Genomic DNA, 21,755 nt, shown 5'->3' with positions numbered 1-21,755 from the left:
ATACAAAATTTTTAGTTTGAACATGAGTGATGACTCCCATTAGTTCAATAATAAGTAAATATAAGAAATATGGTCATTTAATAAAATTAAAATCTTAAAATATCGTTAAAAGGTATTTTTTTAATCCAATCCAACAAAAAAGACTTTTTCAATAAAAAAAGATAAGTATAAAAAACTCCAACGGTAAAAAAAAAGACCCAACAAATGCTGGGTCTTTAATATTTATATAAAATTTAAATTAAGCTGCCGCTTCATGCTGTTTTTCAACAGTTGTTTTATCTTCTCTTGAAATTGTATCCACTAATACTGGAGTTGCAATAAACAATGAAGAATACGTACCAACAACAATACCCACAAGCATGGCAAAAATAAATCCTCTAATAGATTCTCCACCAAATACAAACATGATTAACAATACAACAATCATAGTTAATGACGTGTTGATTGTTCTTGACATCGTTGTATTAATAGATTGATTTACAATCTCAGAAAAATTCCCTTTGGTTTTACCTGCTAAGAACTCACGAACCCTGTCAAATACAATTACGGTATCATTCATTGAATATCCAATTACCGTCAAGATTGCCGCAATAAAATGTTGGTCAATCTCCATACCAAATGGCATGAACTTATAGCATAAAGAATAGATACCTAATACAAAAATAACGTCATGCGCTACTGCTGTGATAGCACCCAAACTGTATTGCCATTTTCTAAAACTTACCATTAAGTACAAGAACACTAACAACATCGCTCCCAAAACAGCCCAATATGCATTTGTCTTGATATCTTCAGCAACTGTAGGCCCAACTTTTGAAGCTTGTAGAATCCCTACATTTTTACCATCATAAGCATTAACAAACTTATCATAAGTTAAACCAGCCGAATAATGATGTTTCAAGTTTTCAAATAATAATTTATTTACTTCTTCATCTGCTTGAATACCGTGCTCTTGAACTTTATATTTAGTAGTTACTTTTAACTGGTTGTCGTTACCAAAAACCTTTGCCTCAGCACTACCAAAAACTTTAGTTAATTCGTCTTTTACCACTTCCGGGTCAACAGATTTTTCAAAACGTATTTGGAATGTTCTTCCTCCAACAAAATCAACCCCTTGATCCAATCCATTAGTCGCTAAAGAAACCACACTCACTACTACCACTACAGCAGAAAACATATACGTCCATTTTTTCATTCCGAGGAAATCAAAATTGAAATTATTAAATATTTTTTCTGAGAATTTAGTAACGAAAGTCAAATCATTTTTCGATCTTAAATTTCTATCCAAAAAGATTCTTGCGATAAAAATAGATGTAAACAATGAAGTAGCGATACCAATTAATAAGGTTGTAGCAAAACCTTTAATAGGTCCTGAACCAAAAATAAACAAAACTGCTCCTGTCAAAATATGTGTAACATTGGCATCAGTAATAGAAGACATTGCTCCTCTCCAACTATAGGAAGTTTTAATTGCTTCCTCCAGTGTTTTCCCTGCTCTTAACTCTTCTTTTGCTCTTTCGTAAATAATGATGTTAGCGTCAACAGCTGTACCCATTGTTAACACGATACCCGCAATACCAGGCAATGTCAAAACAGCACCTAAACTTGCTAAAATTCCAAAAAGAAACAATAAGTTTACTGCTAAAGCAACATTAGCATACCAACCCGCTCTTCCATAATATACCATCATCCACAATGACACGATAAGCAATCCTACAATCGCAGAAGTCGTTCCGTTATCAATCGCTTCTTGACCTAATGATGGTCCTACCACTTCAGACTGTACAATATCCGCAGCTGCTGGTAATTTACCCGCTCTTAATACATTTGCTAAATCAGTAGATTCATCTAAAGTAAAACTTCCTGAAATTTCTGATCTTCCACCTGCAATAGGCCCACTAGATACTCCTGGAGCTGAATAAACAATATCGTCAAGAACAATAGCAATATTTGATTTTTGAGTAAAAGCTCTACCTGTTAACTCTTCCCAGATTTTAGCACCTTGACCATTCATTTCAATAGAAACAGATGGTTTTCCCAATTGATCAAATGAAGGATTAGCCCCTGTAACCACACCACCACTCATGGCAGCAACATCATCTCTATTTCCTCTTAAAGCATATAATTCAACTGCTTCAATGCTTTTGTCTTTTGCATCTTTCATTTGAGTCGCTTTACCCCAAACAAATTTAGCATAACGGAATTCTGGAGCTAGTAAAACTCTGATGTCAGCTCTTTTTAAATAGCCATTTACTACTGCAGTATCTTTAGGAGCAAACAAACCTAAAACAGGACCACCTCCTTGAGATACCATTTTATCAAATAAAGGATTGTTTCCTTTTTTTGAATCTAATGAATCTTTGGTATCTGTCAACAATGCACTCAAAGAATCTTTAACAGTCTTTTTAGCTTCAACTTTAGTAACCTCAGTTTTCTTTAATGCCTCGTTTGCTGCAACCAAGAAATTACCTAATTCATCAATCTTATATGTTTCCCAAAACTCTAATTGAGCCGTACTTTGTAATAATTTTTTGATTCTATCTACATCTTTAGCACCTGGCAATTCCACCAAGATACGTCCTGATTCTCCTAATTTTTGAATATTCGGTTGTGTTACACCAAATTTATCGATACGTTTTCTAAGTACTCCAAAAGCACTTTCTACAGATTCGTCAACTTTTCTTCTGATTACTTTTTGAACCTCAGCATCTGACATTTGAAAATCAACACCACCTTCACCTTGTAAAGAACGATTGGCAAAAATATCTGGAGAAGCTAACTTTACAGTCCCTTTAGAATTTGCAGCAAAAGCTTCAAAGAAAGCATCAATATATGTTTGATTTCCTTTTTGATTAGCAGTAGCATCCGCTAAAGACTTGTTGAAAACTGGATTTTTTGAGTTATTTGATAACCCTTTCAAAATATCCTTAACAGAGATTTGTAAAATAACATTAATACCTCCTTCTAAGTCAAGACCTTTATTAATTTGTTTGTCTTTTACCTCATCAAAGGTAAAATCAGCAAATCCTAAATTGAACACTTTTTCTTTCCCTATAGAATCTAAATATCTCAATTCTTTATCTGGATCTCCTCCTGAAAAAGCTTTAGCATCATCTTTAATTTTATTGGAAACAAAAGTGAAAGAGAGCTGGTAAATACTTACCAATGCAAATAGAATTGCAAAAAATTTAATAAGTCCTTTATTCTGCATTATTACTAAAAATTAATTATTTTATATTTATTTTGTTTTTGTTTCTGCGTTAATTCCCTGTCTATATTTTAGCTTTCAACTAGAAAATCAAACCCCTAGATTTGAATTATTTTAATAAAACGAGCAAATATATAATTCTGGTTCAGACTAACCAATTTATTTTTCGATTAATCTCAAAAAAAAGACTGCAAAAGTGCAGTCTTTACCCTCAAATGGGATTTTTATTAACTTAAAATTGCCTTCAAAGCATCATTCATAGACCTTACTGCGTCAGCACTTTTAGCAAACAAGGCTTTTTCGGCATCGTTTAATTTGATATCAATAATTTCTTCGACACCATTTTTACCTATGATACACGGAACACCAATACAAATATCATTTTGCTCATATTCTCCTTCAACATAGACCGAACAAGCAATCATTTTTCGTTGATTATTCAAAATACTATCTACTAAAAAAGCCACCGAAGCGCCAGGAGCATACCATGCCGAAGTTCCTAATAATTTTGTTAGCGTTGCTCCTCCTACCATTGTATCAGCAGCTACTTTTTGTAACACTTCTTCTGACAAGAATTGCGAAACTGGTATTCCATTATAAGCAGCCAAACGAGTTAAAGGAATCATCGTAGTATCACCATGTCCCCCAATAACCATCCCTGAAACATCATTAGCAGGTTTATCAAGAGCTAATGAAAGATAGGTTCTAAATCGAGAACTGTCCAAAATCCCACCCATACCAATAATTCTATTTTTTGGTAAACCTGTTGATTTTAAGGCCAAATAAGTCATGGTATCCATAGGATTAGAAACCATTACAATGATGGTTTGCGGAGAATACTTCAAAACATTTTCTACAACGGATTTAACTATCCCTGCATTAATACCTATCAATTCTTCGCGTGTCATTCCTGGTTTTCTTGGAATTCCGGAAGTCACCACTACGACATCACTATTCGCCGTTTTAGAATAATCATTAGTTATCCCTATTACTCGAGTGTTAAAACCTGTATCTGTAGCACATTGCATAATATCTAAAGCTTTCCCTTCAGCAAAACCTTCTTTAATATCCAACAATACTACTTCACTTGCTATTCCTCGATACGAAATAACATCTGCACAAGTGGCTCCTACGTTTCCTGCACCTATAATTGATACCTTCATACTTTTTGAGTTTAATTTGTTAATTAATGACTAACCGCTATAAACAAACGGTTGGCCTAATTTAATAAATTAAGCATCAATATTTGCATAAACTGCATTTTTTTCGATAAAGTCTCTACGCGGCGGTACTTCGTCCCCCATTAACATAGAAAACACCCTATCCGCTTCTGCCAAACTTTCGATAGTTACCTGACGTAATGTTCTATAATTAGGATCCATTGTTGTTTCCCACAATTGCTCCGCGTTCATCTCTCCTAAACCTTTATAACGTTGAATTGCAGCACTACCTCCCATTCTTTCGTTGGCCTGATCACGTTGCACATCATTCCAAGCATATTCTTTTTTATTCCCTTTTTTCACCAAATACAATGGTGGTGCAGCAATATAAACATGTCCTTCCTCAATCAATTCTTTCATGAATCTAAAGAAGAACGTCAGAATCAAAGTAGAGATATGGCTACCATCGACATCGGCATCACACATAATAATAATTTTATGGTAACGCAATTTAGAGATATTCAACGCTTTACTATCTTCCTCTGTTCCGATAGTCACGCCTAAAGCTGTAAAAATATTTCGAATCTCTTCGTTTTCAAAAACCTTATGGTGCATCGCTTTTTCCACATTCAAAATCTTACCACGTAAGGGCAAAATAGCTTGGAAGTTACGGTCACGTCCTTGCTTAGCCGTACCACCTGCCGAGTCTCCCTCGACAAGATACACTTCGCATTTTGCAGGATCTTGCTCAGAACAATCAGATAATTTTCCTGGTAATCCGCCACCACCCATTACGGTTTTGCGTTGTACCATTTCACGAGCCTTCTTAGCCGCATGACGTGCTTGTGCTGCCAAAATCACTTTTTGAATAATAATTCGAGCATCATTTGGATTTTCTTCCAAATAAATTTCTAGCATTTCTGCCACCGCCTGACTTACCGGAGAAACCACTTCCCTGTTTCCAAGTTTAGTCTTCGTTTGTCCCTCAAATTGTGGCTCTGCTACTTTTACAGAAATAATAGCAGTCAATCCCTCACGGAAATCGTCTCCTGTAATTTCAAATTTTAATTTATCCAACATTCCAGAAGCATCCGCATATTTCTTTAGCGTTCTTGTTAAACCACTCCTAAAACCTTGCAAATGGGTCCCTCCTTCGTGTGTATTGATATTATTAACATAAGAGAAAATATTCTCTCCGTAACTCGTATTGTAGATCAAGGCTACCTCAACTGGAATTTCCCCTTTATCATTATCCATCGAAATCACATGACCGATGATTGGTTCACGGTTTCCATCTAAATAACGAATGTATTCTTTTAATCCTTCTGTAGAATGAAACACCTCACCTACAAAATTACCATCTTTATCTTTCTCTCTTTTATCTGTAAAAGTAATAGTAATTCCTTTGTTCAAGAACGCCAATTCACGCATACGTGCTGACAAAGTATCATACGAATACTCCGTAGTCTGAGTAAAAATAGTTGGATCTGGATAAAAGGTTACAATTGTACCTCTTTTAGTCGTATCACCAATTTGTTTAACTGGATACAATGCTTTTCCACGTTCGTATTCTTGTTGGTAAATTTTACCGTCGCTACTATGAACGGTTGCTGTCAAATGCGTAGATAAAGCATTTACACACGATACACCAACCCCGTGCAAACCTCCAGAAACCTTATAAGAATCCTTATCAAATTTACCTCCTGCACCAATTTTAGTCATTACAACCTCTAGCGCAGAAACTCCTTCTTTTTTATGAATTCCAACTGGAATACCACGACCATTATCTTCTACTGTAATAGAACCATCTTCATTAATAGACACACTAATCGTATCACAATGACCTCCCATGGCCTCATCTATCGAGTTATCTACAACCTCGTACACCAAATGATGAAGTCCACGAACCCCTACATCACCTATATACATGGAAGGACGCATTCTTACGTGCTCCATTCCTTCTAATGCCTGAATACTATCTGCTGAATAATTACTCTTGATTTCTTCGCTCATATGTTCTATTCTAATTGTATTTTTTGTCTAACACGCAAATATATAAAAACAGAAATTAGAACACGACTTAAATACTGTTTTAACGATTTAAGTTATCAACAAATAATGTGAATTTCGATAGAAAAATCAGCCATAACGACAAAAAACAATACCCTTTTCTCCTTTAAAATCGTCATCCTTAAAATTATTTTTTTTTATTTGGGCGTGCCACCATTAAGCAAAGGGGCTAACTTTTGGTTTCGTTTATTAAGCCCCTTTACTTAATGCTGTCGGGCTATCCGCTCCGCTATGGCGGATTGCTCCTATCCCTCACGCATGTCCCTGCAAATAACAACATCAATTACAAATGCACCCGAATATTTTTTAAAACTTTGTCGTTTCCCAAAATACCGATTAAAAAACAGCCCGCTCCTCCGGAGCTAAAAAAATCCTAAAATATCTTTTGCTACAAAAAGGTCACTCCTAGCGGAGTTTTAAAAACCAAATAACACTCAATTACATACAACACAAATACAATCTAGTGTTTAAAATCAGCATAAATCATGATAAACCCGTGACATTTTTGAATGAACCAAAAATCTAAAAGTCAGCACAGAGCATCAAAAAATTGAAAATACTACCAACAGTTTGTACTTTTGCCCCATGAATGACAACTTTGTAAATGAATTTTTCGGAATCGGAATCCAAAACGGCAAAACTCCTGAAAACTTAGGCGTACTATGGCGCTCAGCACAAAACCTTGGCGCTAGCTTTATTTTTACCATCGGTAACCGCTATGCCAAACAAGCCTGTGACACTGAGAATGCTGTAAAATCGATGCCGTATTTCCATTATGAGAATTTTGAAGATTTCTTCAAAAACTTACCGAAAGGTGCTCGCTTAGTTGGTGTTGAACTTGACGAAAGAGCCGAAGATTTAGAAACTTTCGAACACCCAAGACGCTGCGTTTATTTATTAGGTGCCGAAGACAACGGACTTTCAAAACAAGCTATTGCCAAATGTCATCATTTGGTAAAATTCAAATCTACCAAGAGCTTGAATGTATCGGTTGCAGGGACGATTGTGCTTTATGATAGAGGGCTTAATAAACCTAGGTCTTAATTTTTAGCCACGAAATCACGAATTGATTTTCTAATGAATTAATTCGTGAATTCGTGGCTAAAAACTAGTTTCATAAAAACAGTATTACAAATCATTTTTACACAATAAAAAAAGCGGATTCATACTCTTCAGTACGAATCCGTTTTTACTTTAATTTATAAAATTTGAGAAATCTACTTTCTCATAATCTTCACATTCATTTCTTCTACCTTTTTATCTGATAAAATCGATGGTGCTCCGAATAATAAATCTTCACTAGAACCTGTTTTAGGAAACGCCATTACCTCACGAATCGAAGCTTTTTTCTCTAAAATCATCATTAAACGGTCAATTCCCCATGCAATTCCTCCGTGTGGTGGTGCTCCGTATTGGAAGGCTTTGTACATCGTTCCAACACTCTTCATCATTTCTTCTTTGTTGTACCCCATATTTCTATAGGTTGCTTCTAAGATTTCTGATTTGTGCGCACGAACAGAACCTCCACCTATTTCATACCCGTTTAAGATAATATCGTATTGTTGCGCAATGATGGTTCCGATTTCGTCATCGTCTCCTTTCATGTGTTTCTCTAAATCATAAATCGCAGGCATCGAGAATGGATTGTGTGTAAATGTCCATCTTCCCTCATCGGTTCTTTCAAACATTGGGAAATCAACTACCCAAGCCGGACGCAATTCTTTCGGATTAATCAAGTTCAACATTCTACCCATTTCTTGACGAACAGCATCTAAGGCTTTGTTAGCCGTTGCATAATCTGCCGCCGAGAAGAATACAATATCACCTACTTGCGCATCTGTAGCTTTGATTATTCCAGCTGCGATTTCTTCACCTAAGAACTTAATAATAGGCGATTGCAATTCGCCTTCATTTACAATGATGTAAGCCAATCCACCCAAACCATGTTGTTGTGCTACAGCAGTCAACGCTTCAATTTGTCCTTTCGACATACGTTTATTTCCTTGCTCTGCAGTCGAAACTTTGATACATTTTACGATTCCACCTTCTTCAATTGGTTTAGAGAAAACTTGGAAAGTGGTATCTTTTACGATTTCGGTAATGTCTTGCATTTTTAAACCGTAACGCAAATCAGGACGGTCACAACCGTAGAAATCCATCGCGTCTTTATAAGTTATGATTTCAAACGGATGTAAAATCCATTTTTTACCATAAATTTTAGTTACAATTTCATTGAACATTTTGGTGTTCAAATCGATAATTTGTTGCATGCTAGCATACGCCATTTCCATATCCAGCTGCGTAAATTCAGGCTGACGATCTCCACGAGAATCCTCATCTCTAAAACAACGTGCAATTTGGAAATACTTCTCATACCCACTCACCATCAACATCTGCTTGAACTGTTGTGGTGCTTGTGGTAGTGTATAAAACATCCCTACCCCTTTACGAGTAGGCACAATAAATTCACGGGCTCCTTCATCCGTTCCGGCACTCAAAATTGGTGTTTCTATTTCTAAAAACTCTTCTTCATCAAGAATGTCACGCAATAACTTAATTACTTTATGACGGTTAACAATCGCTCTACGAACCTCTTCATTTCTGTGATCCAAAAACTTGTATTGAAAACGAGTTGCCTCATTGGTTTTGGCCGCTCTTTTAATCTCAAAAGGCAAGGTTTTAGACAAGTTTAACACCTCTAATTCAGATGCTTTTAATTCGATTTTACCGGTACGTAAACCTGCATTGTAATCGTCTTCGTTACGACCAATCACAATTCCTTTTACCGAAATCACAGATTCTGGTTTCAATTTTACCAACTCATCGATATTAGGAAACGTTTCTCTACTAATATTCACTTGGAAGATTTCATAACTCGAATCACGCAAATCGATAAACATCAAATCTCCGTGGTCACGAACACTCGCAACCCAACCTGACAACAACACTTCATCATTGATGTTGGTTTCTGATAATTGCGAAATTTTATGTGTTCGGTACGTATCTTTTATAATGATAGGAATTTCAGGAAGGGATTCTTCTTGAATTTCTTTATTTTCAAATGTTATCTCTTTTGAAGCTTTTTCAGAAGCGGCAGCTTTTTCTAATACCGCTGCTGCTCCTAATTTATCTAAAATAATTTGACGGATGACCTTTCCATTCGCTCCTTTCCCGATGATTCCTAAAACTTTTCCAACCAAAATTCCTGCTTTTCCTTGGTCACCTGCTTTGATATCATTGGCCACAGCCTCATTTTCTGAAAGTACTTTTTCTATTACTTCTTGGATTTTATCTTCAGAAATGGTGTTTTCTGCGAAGTATTTATTATAATCAAAATTTTGATCTTTCAAATAACCTGCAATCGCATTTTGAACTAAAACTGCCGTAATCTTTTCTGCTTTAAACAACACAAAAATGGTTATTAAATGCTCGATATTATGAATTTTATCATAATCTTCTGCTTTAATAGTATTGGTAAGTGTTTTTGCAACAAACGAAGGATCATTTATGGCATTATTCAAAGAAACAAAAGTCCTAGAACGCAAGGCATCAGCAGTGAAAAACTTCGCATCTTGTGGCAAAACACCACCGCCAATCAAAATAGATTCTACTGCAAAAGGTAAAGCTGCAGTATCCACTGTAATGGCTTCAATTTCCGATTTGATATTTACAAACGGTAAATCAGGCTCCGAAATAAAACGGTAATCGGCTTCGAACTCTTTTTTACGCATCGTTTTGGTTTGCTTCAAATCAGCATCCCATAAAACCGTGGTTTGGTCAGGTCTGAATTCTTTATGTTCTTCGTAATAATTGAATTGTTTTTCGACCTCTTCTTTCAAAGCTTCGACCATAAACTTAAACGAGTTCAAGTTTTTGATTTCGGTTCTTGGGTTCAAAACATTCGAATTAATTTTACGCAAGGAAACCGAAACATCCGATTTGAATTCTCCTTTTTCCAAATTAGCTTCAGAGATTCCTAAATTCTGAACAATACGTTGAATGTATTGCGCATAGGTTGAAGCGTCTTCGATATTGCGAATACAAGGTTCGGTTACAATTTCAATAAGAGGAACCCCAGCTTTATTAAAATCGACTAACGAAATTTTCTTTTCGTGCATCAATTTCGCTGCATCTTCCTCGATATGAACCTGTGTTAGGTTTACCGTAAATTGCGAACCGTCATTTCTATAACAAGACACCTGTCCATCAGGAATGATTGGATTATGAAACTGTGTTATTTGAATATTTTTTGGGTTATCTGGATATTCGTAATGCTTTCTATCCCATGAAATCACTTCATTACTAAAGGATGATTCTACCGCTTTACCAAAATAAATCGCCTTGGTAATTGCTTCTTTATTTACGGCAGGTAAAACGCCCATTTGTCCTGTACAAACGGAACATATATTTTGATTAGGTGTTTCTATTTCTTGGTTAGGACAAGAACAAAACAACTTGGTTTTGGTATTCAATCGAACGTGCGTTTCAAGTCCGATTACCAATTCTAAATCATGAGCTTTTAAAGCTTCATTTAATTGTTCCAATTCCATTATAGTGTATCTTTTAAGAAGTTTGCAAATTGCAATACTAATTCATCATTATTTTTTGCTGCTGTAATTTGAAGCCCAGTACTTGTTCCTTGTGGCACGGTTAAAGTTGGCAATTGCCCTAAACTGAAACCAACAGTATAAGCATCTGACAAGTACATCGCCAACGGATCCTTCAAACTATCTCCAATTTTAGGAGGCGTACTTGGTGTCACTGGAGATAAAACGATATCTACCTCTTCAAAATCTTTACTAAAATTCTCCGAAATTTGGTCTCTTACCCCCAATCCTTTTAAATAAATGGCATCAGAAAAACCTTGAGACAATACTTGGTTCCCCCCTACGATTCTACGTTTGGTTTCTTCTGAAAAGTTTTCAGAACGAGTCACCGCATAGGTGTCTATCAAATTTTCTCCTTCAATTCGGTTTCCGTAATTGGTTCCGTCGAGACGTGATAAATTCGAAGCGGTTTCCGCCATTGCCAAGGTATAATAAGTCGAAACTAAAATATCCGATTTAAAGAAATCTAATTCTTTTACAGCAATTCCTTTCGCTTTAATTTTTTCGATACTCGCCAAGAAATCCGCTTTTACTTGGGCATCAATCGCTTCACTTTCGATAAAGTTTTTGAAATAACCAACCGTTTTCACTTTTGAAGTTGCAATTGCTTCTTCACTAATTTCGTTTGAAGTGATAGAAGTTTGATCTTTTGGATCTTTTCCGCTCATCACGTTCAATACAATGCGGATATCTTCGATTGATTTTGCTAAAGGTCCCACGCAATCTGTAGAAGATGCATAAGCCATCAATCCGTATCGTGAAATCCTTCCATAAGTAGGTTTGAATCCGTAAATATCATTATAACCTGCAGGCTGACGAATCGAACCTCCCGTATCACCTCCAATAGAAAAAACCGTGTAATCTTTGGCTACGTTTACCGCAGAACCTCCACTTGAACCTCCAGCAACCAATTCTGGATTGATAGCGTTTTTCACCGCTCCAAAAATGGTATTTTCACTAGACGAACCGTGACCAAAACTATCGCAGTTTTCTTTCACCAACGGAATCGCACCCGCATCCAATAATTTTTGAATAGCAGTAGCCGTGTAAGGTGATTTATATTTTGTTAACAACTCAGAACTTGCAGTGGTGTACGTTCCTTGCACCATGTACACATCTTTAATCCCAAACGGAATTCCTTCTAACAAACCGATTGTTTCTCCACTTGCTATTTTAGCATCTACTTTAGCCGCCAATTCTAGCGCTAAACTATCTAATAAAGAATTGACTGAGTTGTATTTATTTTCTTTAAGTAAGTCTAATTTTTCTTGTACCAAAGCCGTACAAGTAATTTGTTTAGACACCAATTGCTGGTGTATTTTTTTTATCTGAGAATCCATTTTTATCCTTCTATAACTTTAGCAACCACTAAAAATCCATTTTTCTTGTTCGGGAAGTTTTCTAAAATAATTTGTTTCTCTATAGCCGAACTTTCCACCACCACATCCTCTCTTAAATCACTAACAGACACACAATTACGATTGGTATTATGTAAGGAATTATCATTTGACGGATGTGCATTTTTTATCACATCAAATAATTTGTTCACGCTTTCCGATGGCTGTGCTCCCTTAATACTCGACAAAATGTCGACTGTCATAATTTTACTCATAATTTAATTTCGTTTTATAGTAAACTTTTAAGGTCGCGAATTTACAAAAGTTTTTTTTAGGGAATCCTATTTTTTAGTAATGATTTCGATAGGTTTGGATATAAAAAGAGGATTATGAAAATCATAATTGATGAAAAAGTATATCCTTTTAAGTATTGTTTTAAAACACTTTATTATTGGGACGCGGAAGACACAGATGCAAGCAACATAGATTTTGATTGATTTTTTACTCAACACTCTCAATCAAATACTTCGTTCCATTAATCTCAAAACCAAATCCTACTGTATTCCCCATTAACTTATTACCTAAAGGAGATTGAGGTGATAACGCAATAACATTCACGCCATCGATATTTATTTTTGGCAAAGCCAAAGACAAGTACAAATAAATCCCATTTGCCTTAACCAAACTTCCTAAAGAAATAATTTCTGAGCAAATCTCTGGATTTATTTTATCCAGAACTGCTTTTTGATGAAGCACTTCGGCTAATTTGGTATTTAGCTTTTCTTGCTCCAAGTGCATCATAGACAAAGCCGTTTCGTGCTTATCACCTGCGGAACCTTTGGCATCATTTTTAGAATCTTCCGTCAATCCCGAAATCATATCTCTGAAAACATCGATTCTATCTTGTACTAGTCGTAAATAATGCTGGTGGATTTTTAGTTTGAAAGTCATCTGTTTTTTGAAGAGCTAAGGTTCTTAGTTGCCAAGACACTACAAATTACAATGCCTTAAAACAAATTTAGACTTTTATTCTATTATGCCATTAGATTCATTTTAAAATTTTAACACCAAATTTTACCGTTATCCGAATGACATTCGATAAATTTAACCTTTAATCAATTAATTCCCTTTTATGAAAACAACTACATTAATCACAACAATCACTTTTGGATTAACTCTTCTTTTTTCCTCAAATGCTGAGGCGCAAAAATTTCCACCTTTAGACAAAAGCCCTATGGATGTCACTGCTTATCCTAATAGCAATAAAGAAGCTACTAAAACGATAAAAATATATTATAGCAGACCACAATTAAAAGGGCGTACCTTGAATGAATTAGCTCCTAATGGTAAAGTATGGCGAACGGGAGCCAACGAAGCCAATGAAATCACTTTTTATAAAGATATGTATTTGGGAAAAACTAAAATAAAAGCGGGCACTTATTCATTATTTACCATTCCTGAAAAAGACAATTACACCATCATCATCAACAAAGACACCAATGTTTGGGGTGCTTACTCCTACAAAACCGAAAACGACATTGCCCGACTTGTCGTGCCAGTTACTCAAGCCGAAGATTCCTTAGAAGCACTTTCTATGGTTTTTACTAAAGCTGACAATGGTATAATTTTAAACTTAGGATGGGATAAAACTCGTATTGCGATTCCTTTCACAGAATAACCATTATAAAACCGTCGAGAGCGCTAAGATTTACAGAGGTAGCAGAGTTCATTAATTCTTTACTATTCTTTGTTAAATCTCAGCGCTCTTGTCGATTAAAAAGCACTTTGCCGTTAAAAATTAGATTTAAAAATCAAATTTATAATTGGCTCCTAATATAATTTGCAATCCTTGAACTGGATAATTCATCCATTTTTGATATCCTTTATTGGTAAGGTTATTTGCTTTCAAAAAACCTGTCAATCGATCATTATGTTTGTAACCTAAATGGGCATTCACATCAAAATAACTAGGTAATTCAACTGCTGAAGACGGCAAAACAATTGACGTATTTTGTTGTATATCCATTCGCTCACCTACGTAAAACACTTGTGTGCCAGCAAACCATTTTGGAGTAATTACTACATCTAAATTTGAATCCAATTCAACTTTAGGCAAATTCCAGGCTTTCTCTTGAAAATTATTTTTATATTCATTTACAGTCGCACCAATTCCAAAAGTTACGTTTTCAGAAAAACTAGCTTTTAAATTCCCTGAGAAACTCAAGGTTTTCATGTCATCATAAACTACCTGAAAGGAATTTCCAAAAGCATAAGGTGCATTGGATGCATTTTCATTATAATCATTGCTTTTATACAATGCTTTGTTCTTTTCATTCAAATAAGAAGCTTTTAAATTATAACTCACATTATTGGCTAATTTTCCTTTCAAACCTGCATAAATATCATATTGTTTATCAGTAGGTCTAATAAAAGTAGAAGAGGATTTGTCTTCCATTGTGGGTGATATAAACGGATTACCATCTGCAAACTGTTGATACGAATTTTGCTCCAATCCCCCTTTAACCCCTGTATAAAACAACATTAAATCACCTACAACTTTATAGGAAGCATTAACCTGTGGATATACAAATACTGCGTTCTTATTGTTTTCCAAATCCATACTATAAAAGATACTCGCCCCTAGATTCAACGTCCAATCGTCTTTTAACATAACAAAACTTGGAGAAAGCCCTATATTAGTGTAACCATATTTAATTTCCTCTGTATTGGTTTGAGTATAATTATTTTCAAAACTTCCTCCAACATAATCTACCAACAAATCTGTTTTAACTGCTTGTTCACCTACTTCAAACTGAAAAGTAGGTTTTACATAAAAACGGTTTTCAGTAGAACCAAAAGTATCCGCAAAATGTAAAAATTTCAAATGCGCTCCACTCAAAATTTGCTCTCCTAAACCAATCGTTCCTCCGATGCTATAGGTATTAAAAGAATGTTGTGGGTTGATGCTTTTGATTAAATCCGTTCTTTGTTGAGGGGTTTGCAAACTACCAAAACCTGCTGGCAAACCATACCAATTATAAATTTGATTTTTATACCCTAAATCCAAATTAAAAGACATATCATTATAATTAGCTCCATACGTCAAATCAATATTGGTATCAAAATAATCGGTATCTAATTCAGCATTCTTGATTCCTCCTCTCGATGAAAAATGGCGAAACATCCCCCCTACATAATCATTATTATTGAGTTCTTGATTGACAAAAAGCTCAGCATTCAGCGTACTAAAATTTCCAAACCCTAAGGTGGCGTAATTATCATAAAGGGGCTCTCTTTGCGACTTTTCTACATCTTCTGCCTTCCCTTTTAAAGGCGCAAATGTGGACGCTACTGGAAACGAAAAAATAGCATATTTTATGGTTTCTTTTTTTGTATTACTATCATCGTCAAGTGAAGGTGTTTCCCCTATTTTGACTGCATCAGCAATCGTAGGGCTATACGATTTAACCACTGTAACTTCTTCTGAACCTATATTTGTTTCTTTCTTTTGAGCGAAGGTCAATTGAACGCCAAAACATCCAATTACTATTAACGTTTTATGCAGAAAATTAAATTTCATATACTATCTTTTTAGGGTATGTAAGCCAACTATTTCGCTTACTCATTCTGTTTTCTATTTGATTATTCGTAACCTTTTAATTAGTTTGTTATTGACGAATTGGTTTTAGACTCTTGAGCTTTAATTGCCGCTAATTCTGTTTTAGCCTCAGCCACAACATCAGGGTAATCTGTAAAATTTTGAATTACATTATCTAAAATATAAGTGGCTTGAAAACTATCTTTTAAACCATAAAAGTTTTTCGCCATAACCACAAGACCTTTGGCACCATAATACCTATAGCTTGAATAACTTTTAGCTAATTTCTGTACAGTGGTATTAGACGCTTCATACTTCCCTTCTTTATTTTTAAAATACGCATCGTAATACAAAGCCTCGGCTGCTAATTCCCCTTTTGCAATAGTTAATAATTTAGCATATCCCGTTTTAGCTTTAGTCTCGTCACCAGTTTGCATTGCGGAACGAGCAATGATTATTTGCGCGTCACTTTTGACATTATCATCGATTTTAGCACTGTTTAAAACTTTTTCGGCATACACAACCGAATTTGAATAGTCTTTATTGTCGTAATAGCATTTCATCAAATTGGATTGTGCAAATACTTTGTTTTGTGACAATTCGGCTTCGTTTTCTAAACGTTGTAAAACCGAAATGGCTTTGGTTTTATCATTGCTTTTTAAGTAAATCTGACCTAAACGTGTTAATGATTGCTCCGTAAATTCATTGCGCGATTGATTTACTACAAATTCATAATTAGGAATCGATTTGGCTTCCATACCTTCAGAAAAATAAGTTTGAGCCAAATAGAAATGAGCTTTCAAACTATGCAATCCACGTGGAAAACTGGCTATATATGCATTGAATCCTGAAATTGCCTGGCTGTAATTTTTTTGACTAAATTGTTTGTAAGCTGATTCATAACTATCATTGTCCAAATCAACATCATTAACCGCAACAAAATCTAATGTTTTGACCCAGCTAGCGTATTCATCAACACGACCATTATCAACATAAATGAGTCGGGCGGTGGCTACGGCTTCTAAAGCCTCAGGACTTTTAGGAAATTCGGATGCTACTTTTTTAAATTTATTCAAAGCCAAATCATTTCTGTCTGAATTGTAATAAACCAATCCTTGACGCAACACTGCTTTAGCAGTAAAAGAACCTTTTTTATATTCATCAATCAATTTATCATAGGTTTTTAAAGCAGCATCTTGTTTGTTCGTAGCCACATAGGTATTGGCTAATTCAAATAACGCATCATCTCTATAACTTGATTTAGAATACATTTTAATAAAAGAATTCAGCTCCTCAATTTTTTTATCACTTTTACCCAAAAACCCGTAACAAAGTGCCTTTTGAAAATAAGCATAGTCAGCATCAAATCCGTTAAATTCTATAACTTTATTGTAGGATTCCATCGCTGGATAGTATTTAGAATTCACAAAACGACAATCTCCTAGTCGTAAATAGGAATCATTCAATCGGTCTTCATCACCTTTCACTTTGTTGATTTGGTTTTGAAAATAATCACCTGCTAAATCATATTCTTTTAATTTGAAATAGGCATAAGCAATGTTGTAATTAATATTTTTAAATTCAGGAGTTGTATTGGCACGAGGCAAACTCAAAAATTGTTTAAAACTCAACAATGAATTTTTATAATCCTCCACTTTATTTTCGGTTTCTCCTTTCCAAAAAGTAGCACGGGCTGTAAACTCAGCATCCACTTGATTTTCAAGTGATTTTTTAAACATTTTTTCTGCTTCGTTATAACTTCTATTGGTAAAAAGTTCTAATCCTCTGTAGAATGTAACTTTTTGGTAAGCTAACTTATTCTCAATTCTTTTGCTTTTTTCCAATAAAGCTAAAGCTTCATTGTAATTTTTTGACGAAATATAAGAATCAATCAACAATTTTTCGATTGTAGCCTTATTGGCATTATTAGGATACTTAGTAAGAAAACTTAACAAAACCTCAGGAACACTTTGATATGAATTTCCTATTTCATAGCTCAATTTAGCATAATTCAGACTAGCATCTTCTTGAATGGCTGCATCAAAACTCATTTCAGAAGCATTCTTAAAAGCATTGAGAGCTTCTTGTTTTTTATTTTGATTTAAATAACTCTCCCCTAGATGATAATAGGCATTTTGAGCAACAGCATCTTTACCTCCAATGATTTTATTAAACTGGGTGATGGCTTTTTCATAGTCATTTTGCTTGTAATAAGCATATCCTAATTGGTAGTAATCGGTATTATTCCATCGACCTCTTTTTCCTTTGTAAGCGGTTAAGTATGGTATTGCTTTGTCGTATTTTTTTAAATTAAAATAACTTTCACCGATAATTTTATTTAACTCTGATTTCTCTAAAGCTGAAGATTTTGCCATGGCTTTTTCTCCTAATTCAATCGCTTTTTGAAAATTACCTTGTTTGAAGTTCATATCAGCTTGATAGTATGAAAGCTTTTCTTTGTATTTTTCATCACCTGAAACTTCATCAAAATATTTATTGGCCTGCGAATAATCATTGCCTTCATAAGCCATAAAACCTAAATAATACTTAGCTTGTGAAGCATAAACAGGAGATTTAAGCACCTTATTAAAATAAGTCGTGGCTTCCTTCTTGTTTTTGGAATTGAATAAACAATACCCTTTTTGAAAGTTGAATTTATCTCTGTTTTCACTTTTTAATTGATATTCATTAACTTTTTCGAAATTTCTCAAAGCGCCTGCATAATTTTTTTGGTCAAAATAGTAAAAACCAACTTCAAGATAGGCCTGATTGCTTTTAGCACTTGTGGGATAATCTACCAAAAAACGTTCTATTAAATCACCCGCATTGCCACGATCCAAACGAATAGCACAACTTGCGTCATAGTACGCACAATCTGATTTTACTTCTGAATCATTGCTTTCTAAATACACTTTTTCAAATAGGGTTTGAGCCGAAGCATATTGCCCGTCTCTATACAACGATACGGCCTTGTTAAAATCTTTTAAATCATGAGTATGGATAGTTGATTGTTGTGCAAAAAGAGAAACTGCACTAGTTAACACCAACAAAATGAGGCTATAAGGAATTTTACGCATTTGTATATTTTTTTATCTATTCAAAAGTATCATATTCTATCGTCTATAACGAATTCTAAAACCATTTTATTATAAACATTCTTTTAACAATCCATACTGGAAATTGAAGCATCAAATAAAACTTCGTGAAGCACAACAACAATGATGCCTCTTTTTTTTAAATTTATGATTCTTTCCTATTTCCTAAAATTTATTTTGAATAGAAGCGTTATCTTATTACTTTTACCCAATAAATGAACCTTAATTATGTCTCAACCTATACTTTATTTAAGAAACGCAACAATTTACCAAGAGGATAAAACTATTTTATCAAATGTAAATCTAGAAGTTAATCGTGGTGATTTTTTATATATCATTGGAAAAACAGGAACTGGTAAAAGTAGCTTAATGAAAACATTATATGCTGACTTACCTTTAACTGAAGGAGAAGGACATATTGTCGATTTTGACTTAGTAGGTTTAAAAGACAACGATATCCCTTTTTTGAGAAGAAAAATAGGAATCGTTTTTCAGGATTTCAAATTACTCCCTGACCGTAGTATCAAAGAAAATATGATTTTCGTTCTAAAAGCGACGGGTTGGACAATAAAAGAGGAAATGGACCGTAAAATTGACGAAGTTTTGGATAAAGTGGGAATGAAACAATATCTAAACAAGATGCCACACCAAATTTCAGGAGGAGAGCAGCAGCGTGTTGCCATCGCCAGAGCTTTGCTTAACGACCCGGAATTAATCCTTGCAGATGAACCAACAGGAAATCTAGACCCTCAAACCAGTACAGAAGTTCTCGAAGTGTTAAGAAAAATTAATGACAACGGAAAAACAATTATCATGGCTACTCATGATTATGCTTTATTAATGAAGTATCCTGCAAAAACCTTAAAATGTGAGGATGCCAAAATTTTTGAAGTTGTTCAGAGGACTGTTTAGCTCTATTGTTCCTTATTTTTTATAAACATGAGGGTTTTCTTTGACCCCATTTTTAAAGATTTTTCTCAACAACATTCTTAAAGCTGTATCTACTTTTAAAACAACATCAGTTAGATTTTGCTCAGGTCTTCCACGAAATGAAGTCACATGAAAGGTATCTGTGTTTTTTAAAGGATTTTTGGAGAAATAATAATTGGACACACAACACCTAAAACCATCATAAGTCACAGGAGAAACAGAATGCAAGGAGTTGTTATGTGTAGCCATCACAACTAATCTGTTGTATTTGCTATGAATTGTAATTGGTTCCTTTTTCAAACCATCAGGCCACAATTCTAAATTCCCACCATATTCAATATTCCAATCAGGTGTTATGTAATACAACAAATTCAGGACTCTCCATCTATTTCTGTCTTTGTCATGAGAATTATCCAAATGAGGATTCAAAAACTGTTTATATCCCATCATAGAAATACCTCCATTATACAAATACTCATCAGGAATAGTTTCCTCAATACCACAGATTTCTCCTATTAGTCTCACAATTTTATCTTGTTGAAAAGCATAGATAATATCCTCTAAAATGGGATCATATAAATTCATCTGAGCGGCGATATATTTATCTTCACGTAAACTTTTTTTCAAGACCATTTGTTCTGGTTTTGGGAAAACAGCATACATTTTCAACACAATATCCTCTGGCAATAATTCATCAATAAAGAAGTATCCTATTCCATTTTTAGTTTCCTCAAACTGTTTAGACAGAACCGTTTTATGTTCTTGAATTTTATCATAAATCCTTGAGGCGAGACTATTTCTATCCATAAATTCCATACTTTTGGATTTTGTTATCCAAAGCAAATATAAGATTTAATTTTTTTTGAATGCTCTCAATTCTAATACCCCGATTTAATTATCAAGTACTCCCGTTGATTTCCGAATTAAATTCGCAATGCATGTCTTTGGGAATAGAATATGAAATCTTATGCCAAGATGATTGCTCGGACCTTTTTGATGATGAAATCCATAAGGTAAACAATCTCAAAAATTGTTCAATTGAACGCAACGAGAGAAAAAAAGGTAGAACACAGAATCGTTTAATTCTAGCAAACAAGGCACGTTACAACCTATTACTTTTTTTGGATGCTGATGTTTTTCCAGAAAAACAAACATTCATCAAAGAGTATTTAAAAGAGTACCGCCCAAACATCACTTTATTTGGCGGTTATAAATACACCGAAGAGTACCTCACAGAAACTAATTTTTTCAGATACAATTATGGAAAAAAAAGAGAAGAAAAAGTAGCTTCCATCAGGAATTTAACCCCTCATAGTTACGTTTTTTCGGGAAATATGTTAATTGAAAAAAGTATTTTTTTAAGTTGTAATTTTAGCGAACAACAAAATCTATATGGTTTAGATAATTTCTTTAGTTATAACTTATACATCAAGCGATATAAAATCCAACATATTGACAATAGTATTTACCATAATGGCCTTGAAGACAATGCTATTTTCTTTACTAAATCACTTGAAAGCGTAGCTTCTAGAAAATATTTTTTAGCAGACAAAAAAGATGTTGAAAAAGTAAACTCCTTATTAAAAAATTATAATTTAATAAGAAAAAACAAACTCACAAAAATCGTATCGATACTCTTTAAGTGCTCCGAACCGCTACTTAAAGTACTCATTTTTAAGAAAAAAACCAATCTCTTCGCCTTTGATTTGTATCGATTAGGATATATTTGTAATTTAAAATAACAAAATAG

General features: G+C 34.4%; 14 protein-coding genes. 4 read left to right on the top strand and 10 right to left on the bottom strand.

What is annotated here, in order from left to right; translation table 11 throughout:
- Window positions 1-238: 238 nt before the first annotated feature.
- The 3 genes from secDF to gyrB form a co-directional block, all read right to left on the bottom strand.
- The gene (gene secDF / locus K5R64_RS16645; RefSeq protein ID WP_220765043.1) at window positions 239-3,211 is read right to left on the bottom strand and encodes a protein translocase subunit SecDF; all 2,973 of its coding nucleotides are present in this window, start codon (window positions 3,209-3,211) and stop codon (window positions 239-241) included.
- A 224-nt stretch (window positions 3,212-3,435) separates the two neighbouring features.
- Window positions 3,436-4,371, bottom strand: coding sequence for a malate dehydrogenase (gene mdh, locus K5R64_RS16640; protein WP_220765041.1), 936 nt, complete (start codon window positions 4,369-4,371; stop codon window positions 3,436-3,438).
- A gap of 69 nt (window positions 4,372-4,440) precedes the next feature.
- Window positions 4,441-6,381: a DNA topoisomerase (ATP-hydrolyzing) subunit B gene (gene gyrB / locus K5R64_RS16635; protein WP_220765038.1), complete on the bottom strand. Its 1,941-nt coding sequence runs from the start codon at window positions 6,379-6,381 to the stop codon at window positions 4,441-4,443.
- A 642-nt stretch (window positions 6,382-7,023) separates the two neighbouring features.
- Between gyrB and K5R64_RS16630 the strand changes: the two genes are divergently transcribed.
- Window positions 7,024-7,482, top strand: a complete 459-nt coding sequence (locus tag K5R64_RS16630; protein WP_220765036.1) for an RNA methyltransferase — start codon at window positions 7,024-7,026, stop codon at window positions 7,480-7,482.
- A 173-nt stretch (window positions 7,483-7,655) separates the two neighbouring features.
- Here K5R64_RS16630 and gatB/aspS read toward each other — a convergent pair whose 3' ends face one another.
- The 4 genes from gatB/aspS to K5R64_RS16610 all read right to left on the bottom strand — a co-directional run bounded on the left by gatB/aspS (window position 7,656) and on the right by K5R64_RS16610 (window position 13,333).
- Window positions 7,656-10,988 (bottom strand): bifunctional amidotransferase subunit GatB/aspartate--tRNA ligase AspS, encoded by a 3,333-nt coding sequence (gene gatB/aspS, locus K5R64_RS16625; protein ID WP_220765034.1) that lies wholly within the window; start codon window positions 10,986-10,988, stop codon window positions 7,656-7,658.
- Window positions 10,988-12,385: an amidase gene (locus K5R64_RS16620; protein ID WP_220765033.1), complete on the bottom strand. Its 1,398-nt coding sequence runs from the start codon at window positions 12,383-12,385 to the stop codon at window positions 10,988-10,990. Before K5R64_RS16620 ends, gatB/aspS begins: the two co-directional genes overlap by 1 nt.
- Window positions 12,386-12,387: 2 nt before the next feature.
- Entirely contained in the window at window positions 12,388-12,645 is a 258-nt protein-coding gene (locus tag K5R64_RS16615) for an aspartyl/glutamyl-tRNA amidotransferase subunit C (RefSeq protein ID WP_255580411.1), read from the bottom strand.
- A gap of 238 nt (window positions 12,646-12,883) precedes the next feature.
- On the bottom strand, window positions 12,884-13,333 hold the full coding sequence (locus tag K5R64_RS16610) for a hypothetical protein (RefSeq protein WP_220765031.1): 450 nt from the start codon (window positions 13,331-13,333) through the stop codon (window positions 12,884-12,886).
- Between the two features lie 181 nt (window positions 13,334-13,514).
- On the opposite strand from K5R64_RS16610, the gene K5R64_RS16605 reads away from it, so the two are divergent.
- Complete coding sequence (locus K5R64_RS16605) at window positions 13,515-14,060, top strand: DUF2911 domain-containing protein (protein WP_220765030.1); 546 nt, start codon at window positions 13,515-13,517, stop codon at window positions 14,058-14,060.
- 126 nt (window positions 14,061-14,186) lie between these two features.
- On the opposite strand, the gene K5R64_RS16600 is transcribed toward K5R64_RS16605, so the two are convergent.
- The gene (locus K5R64_RS16600; RefSeq protein WP_220765029.1) at window positions 14,187-15,962 is read right to left on the bottom strand and encodes a TonB-dependent receptor; all 1,776 of its coding nucleotides are present in this window, start codon (window positions 15,960-15,962) and stop codon (window positions 14,187-14,189) included.
- A gap of 80 nt (window positions 15,963-16,042) precedes the next feature.
- Window positions 16,043-19,057, bottom strand: coding sequence for a tetratricopeptide repeat protein (locus K5R64_RS16595; RefSeq protein WP_220765028.1), 3,015 nt, complete (start codon window positions 19,055-19,057; stop codon window positions 16,043-16,045).
- A 246-nt stretch (window positions 19,058-19,303) separates the two neighbouring features.
- Between K5R64_RS16595 and K5R64_RS16590 the strand changes: the two genes are divergently transcribed.
- Window positions 19,304-19,987, top strand: coding sequence for a cell division ATP-binding protein FtsE (locus K5R64_RS16590; protein WP_220765027.1), 684 nt, complete (start codon window positions 19,304-19,306; stop codon window positions 19,985-19,987).
- Window positions 19,988-19,999: 12 nt separating this feature from the next.
- Here K5R64_RS16590 and K5R64_RS16585 read toward each other — a convergent pair whose 3' ends face one another.
- The gene (locus K5R64_RS16585) at window positions 20,000-20,821 is read right to left on the bottom strand and encodes a 2OG-Fe(II) oxygenase (protein ID WP_255580410.1); all 822 of its coding nucleotides are present in this window, start codon (window positions 20,819-20,821) and stop codon (window positions 20,000-20,002) included.
- Between the two features lie 50 nt (window positions 20,822-20,871).
- Here K5R64_RS16585 and K5R64_RS16580 point away from each other — a divergent pair, with 50 nt between their 5' ends.
- Entirely contained in the window at window positions 20,872-21,747 is an 876-nt protein-coding gene (locus K5R64_RS16580) for a glycosyltransferase (protein ID WP_220765026.1), read from the top strand.
- Window positions 21,748-21,755: the final 8 nt, after the last annotated feature.

The organism is Flavobacterium sp. UMI-01 (assembly GCF_019656315.1).
Taxonomy (GTDB): domain Bacteria; phylum Bacteroidota; class Bacteroidia; order Flavobacteriales; family Flavobacteriaceae; genus Flavobacterium.
Note: the sequence above shows the minus strand (reverse complement) of the source record. Positions and strands in the feature narration are given on the sequence as shown.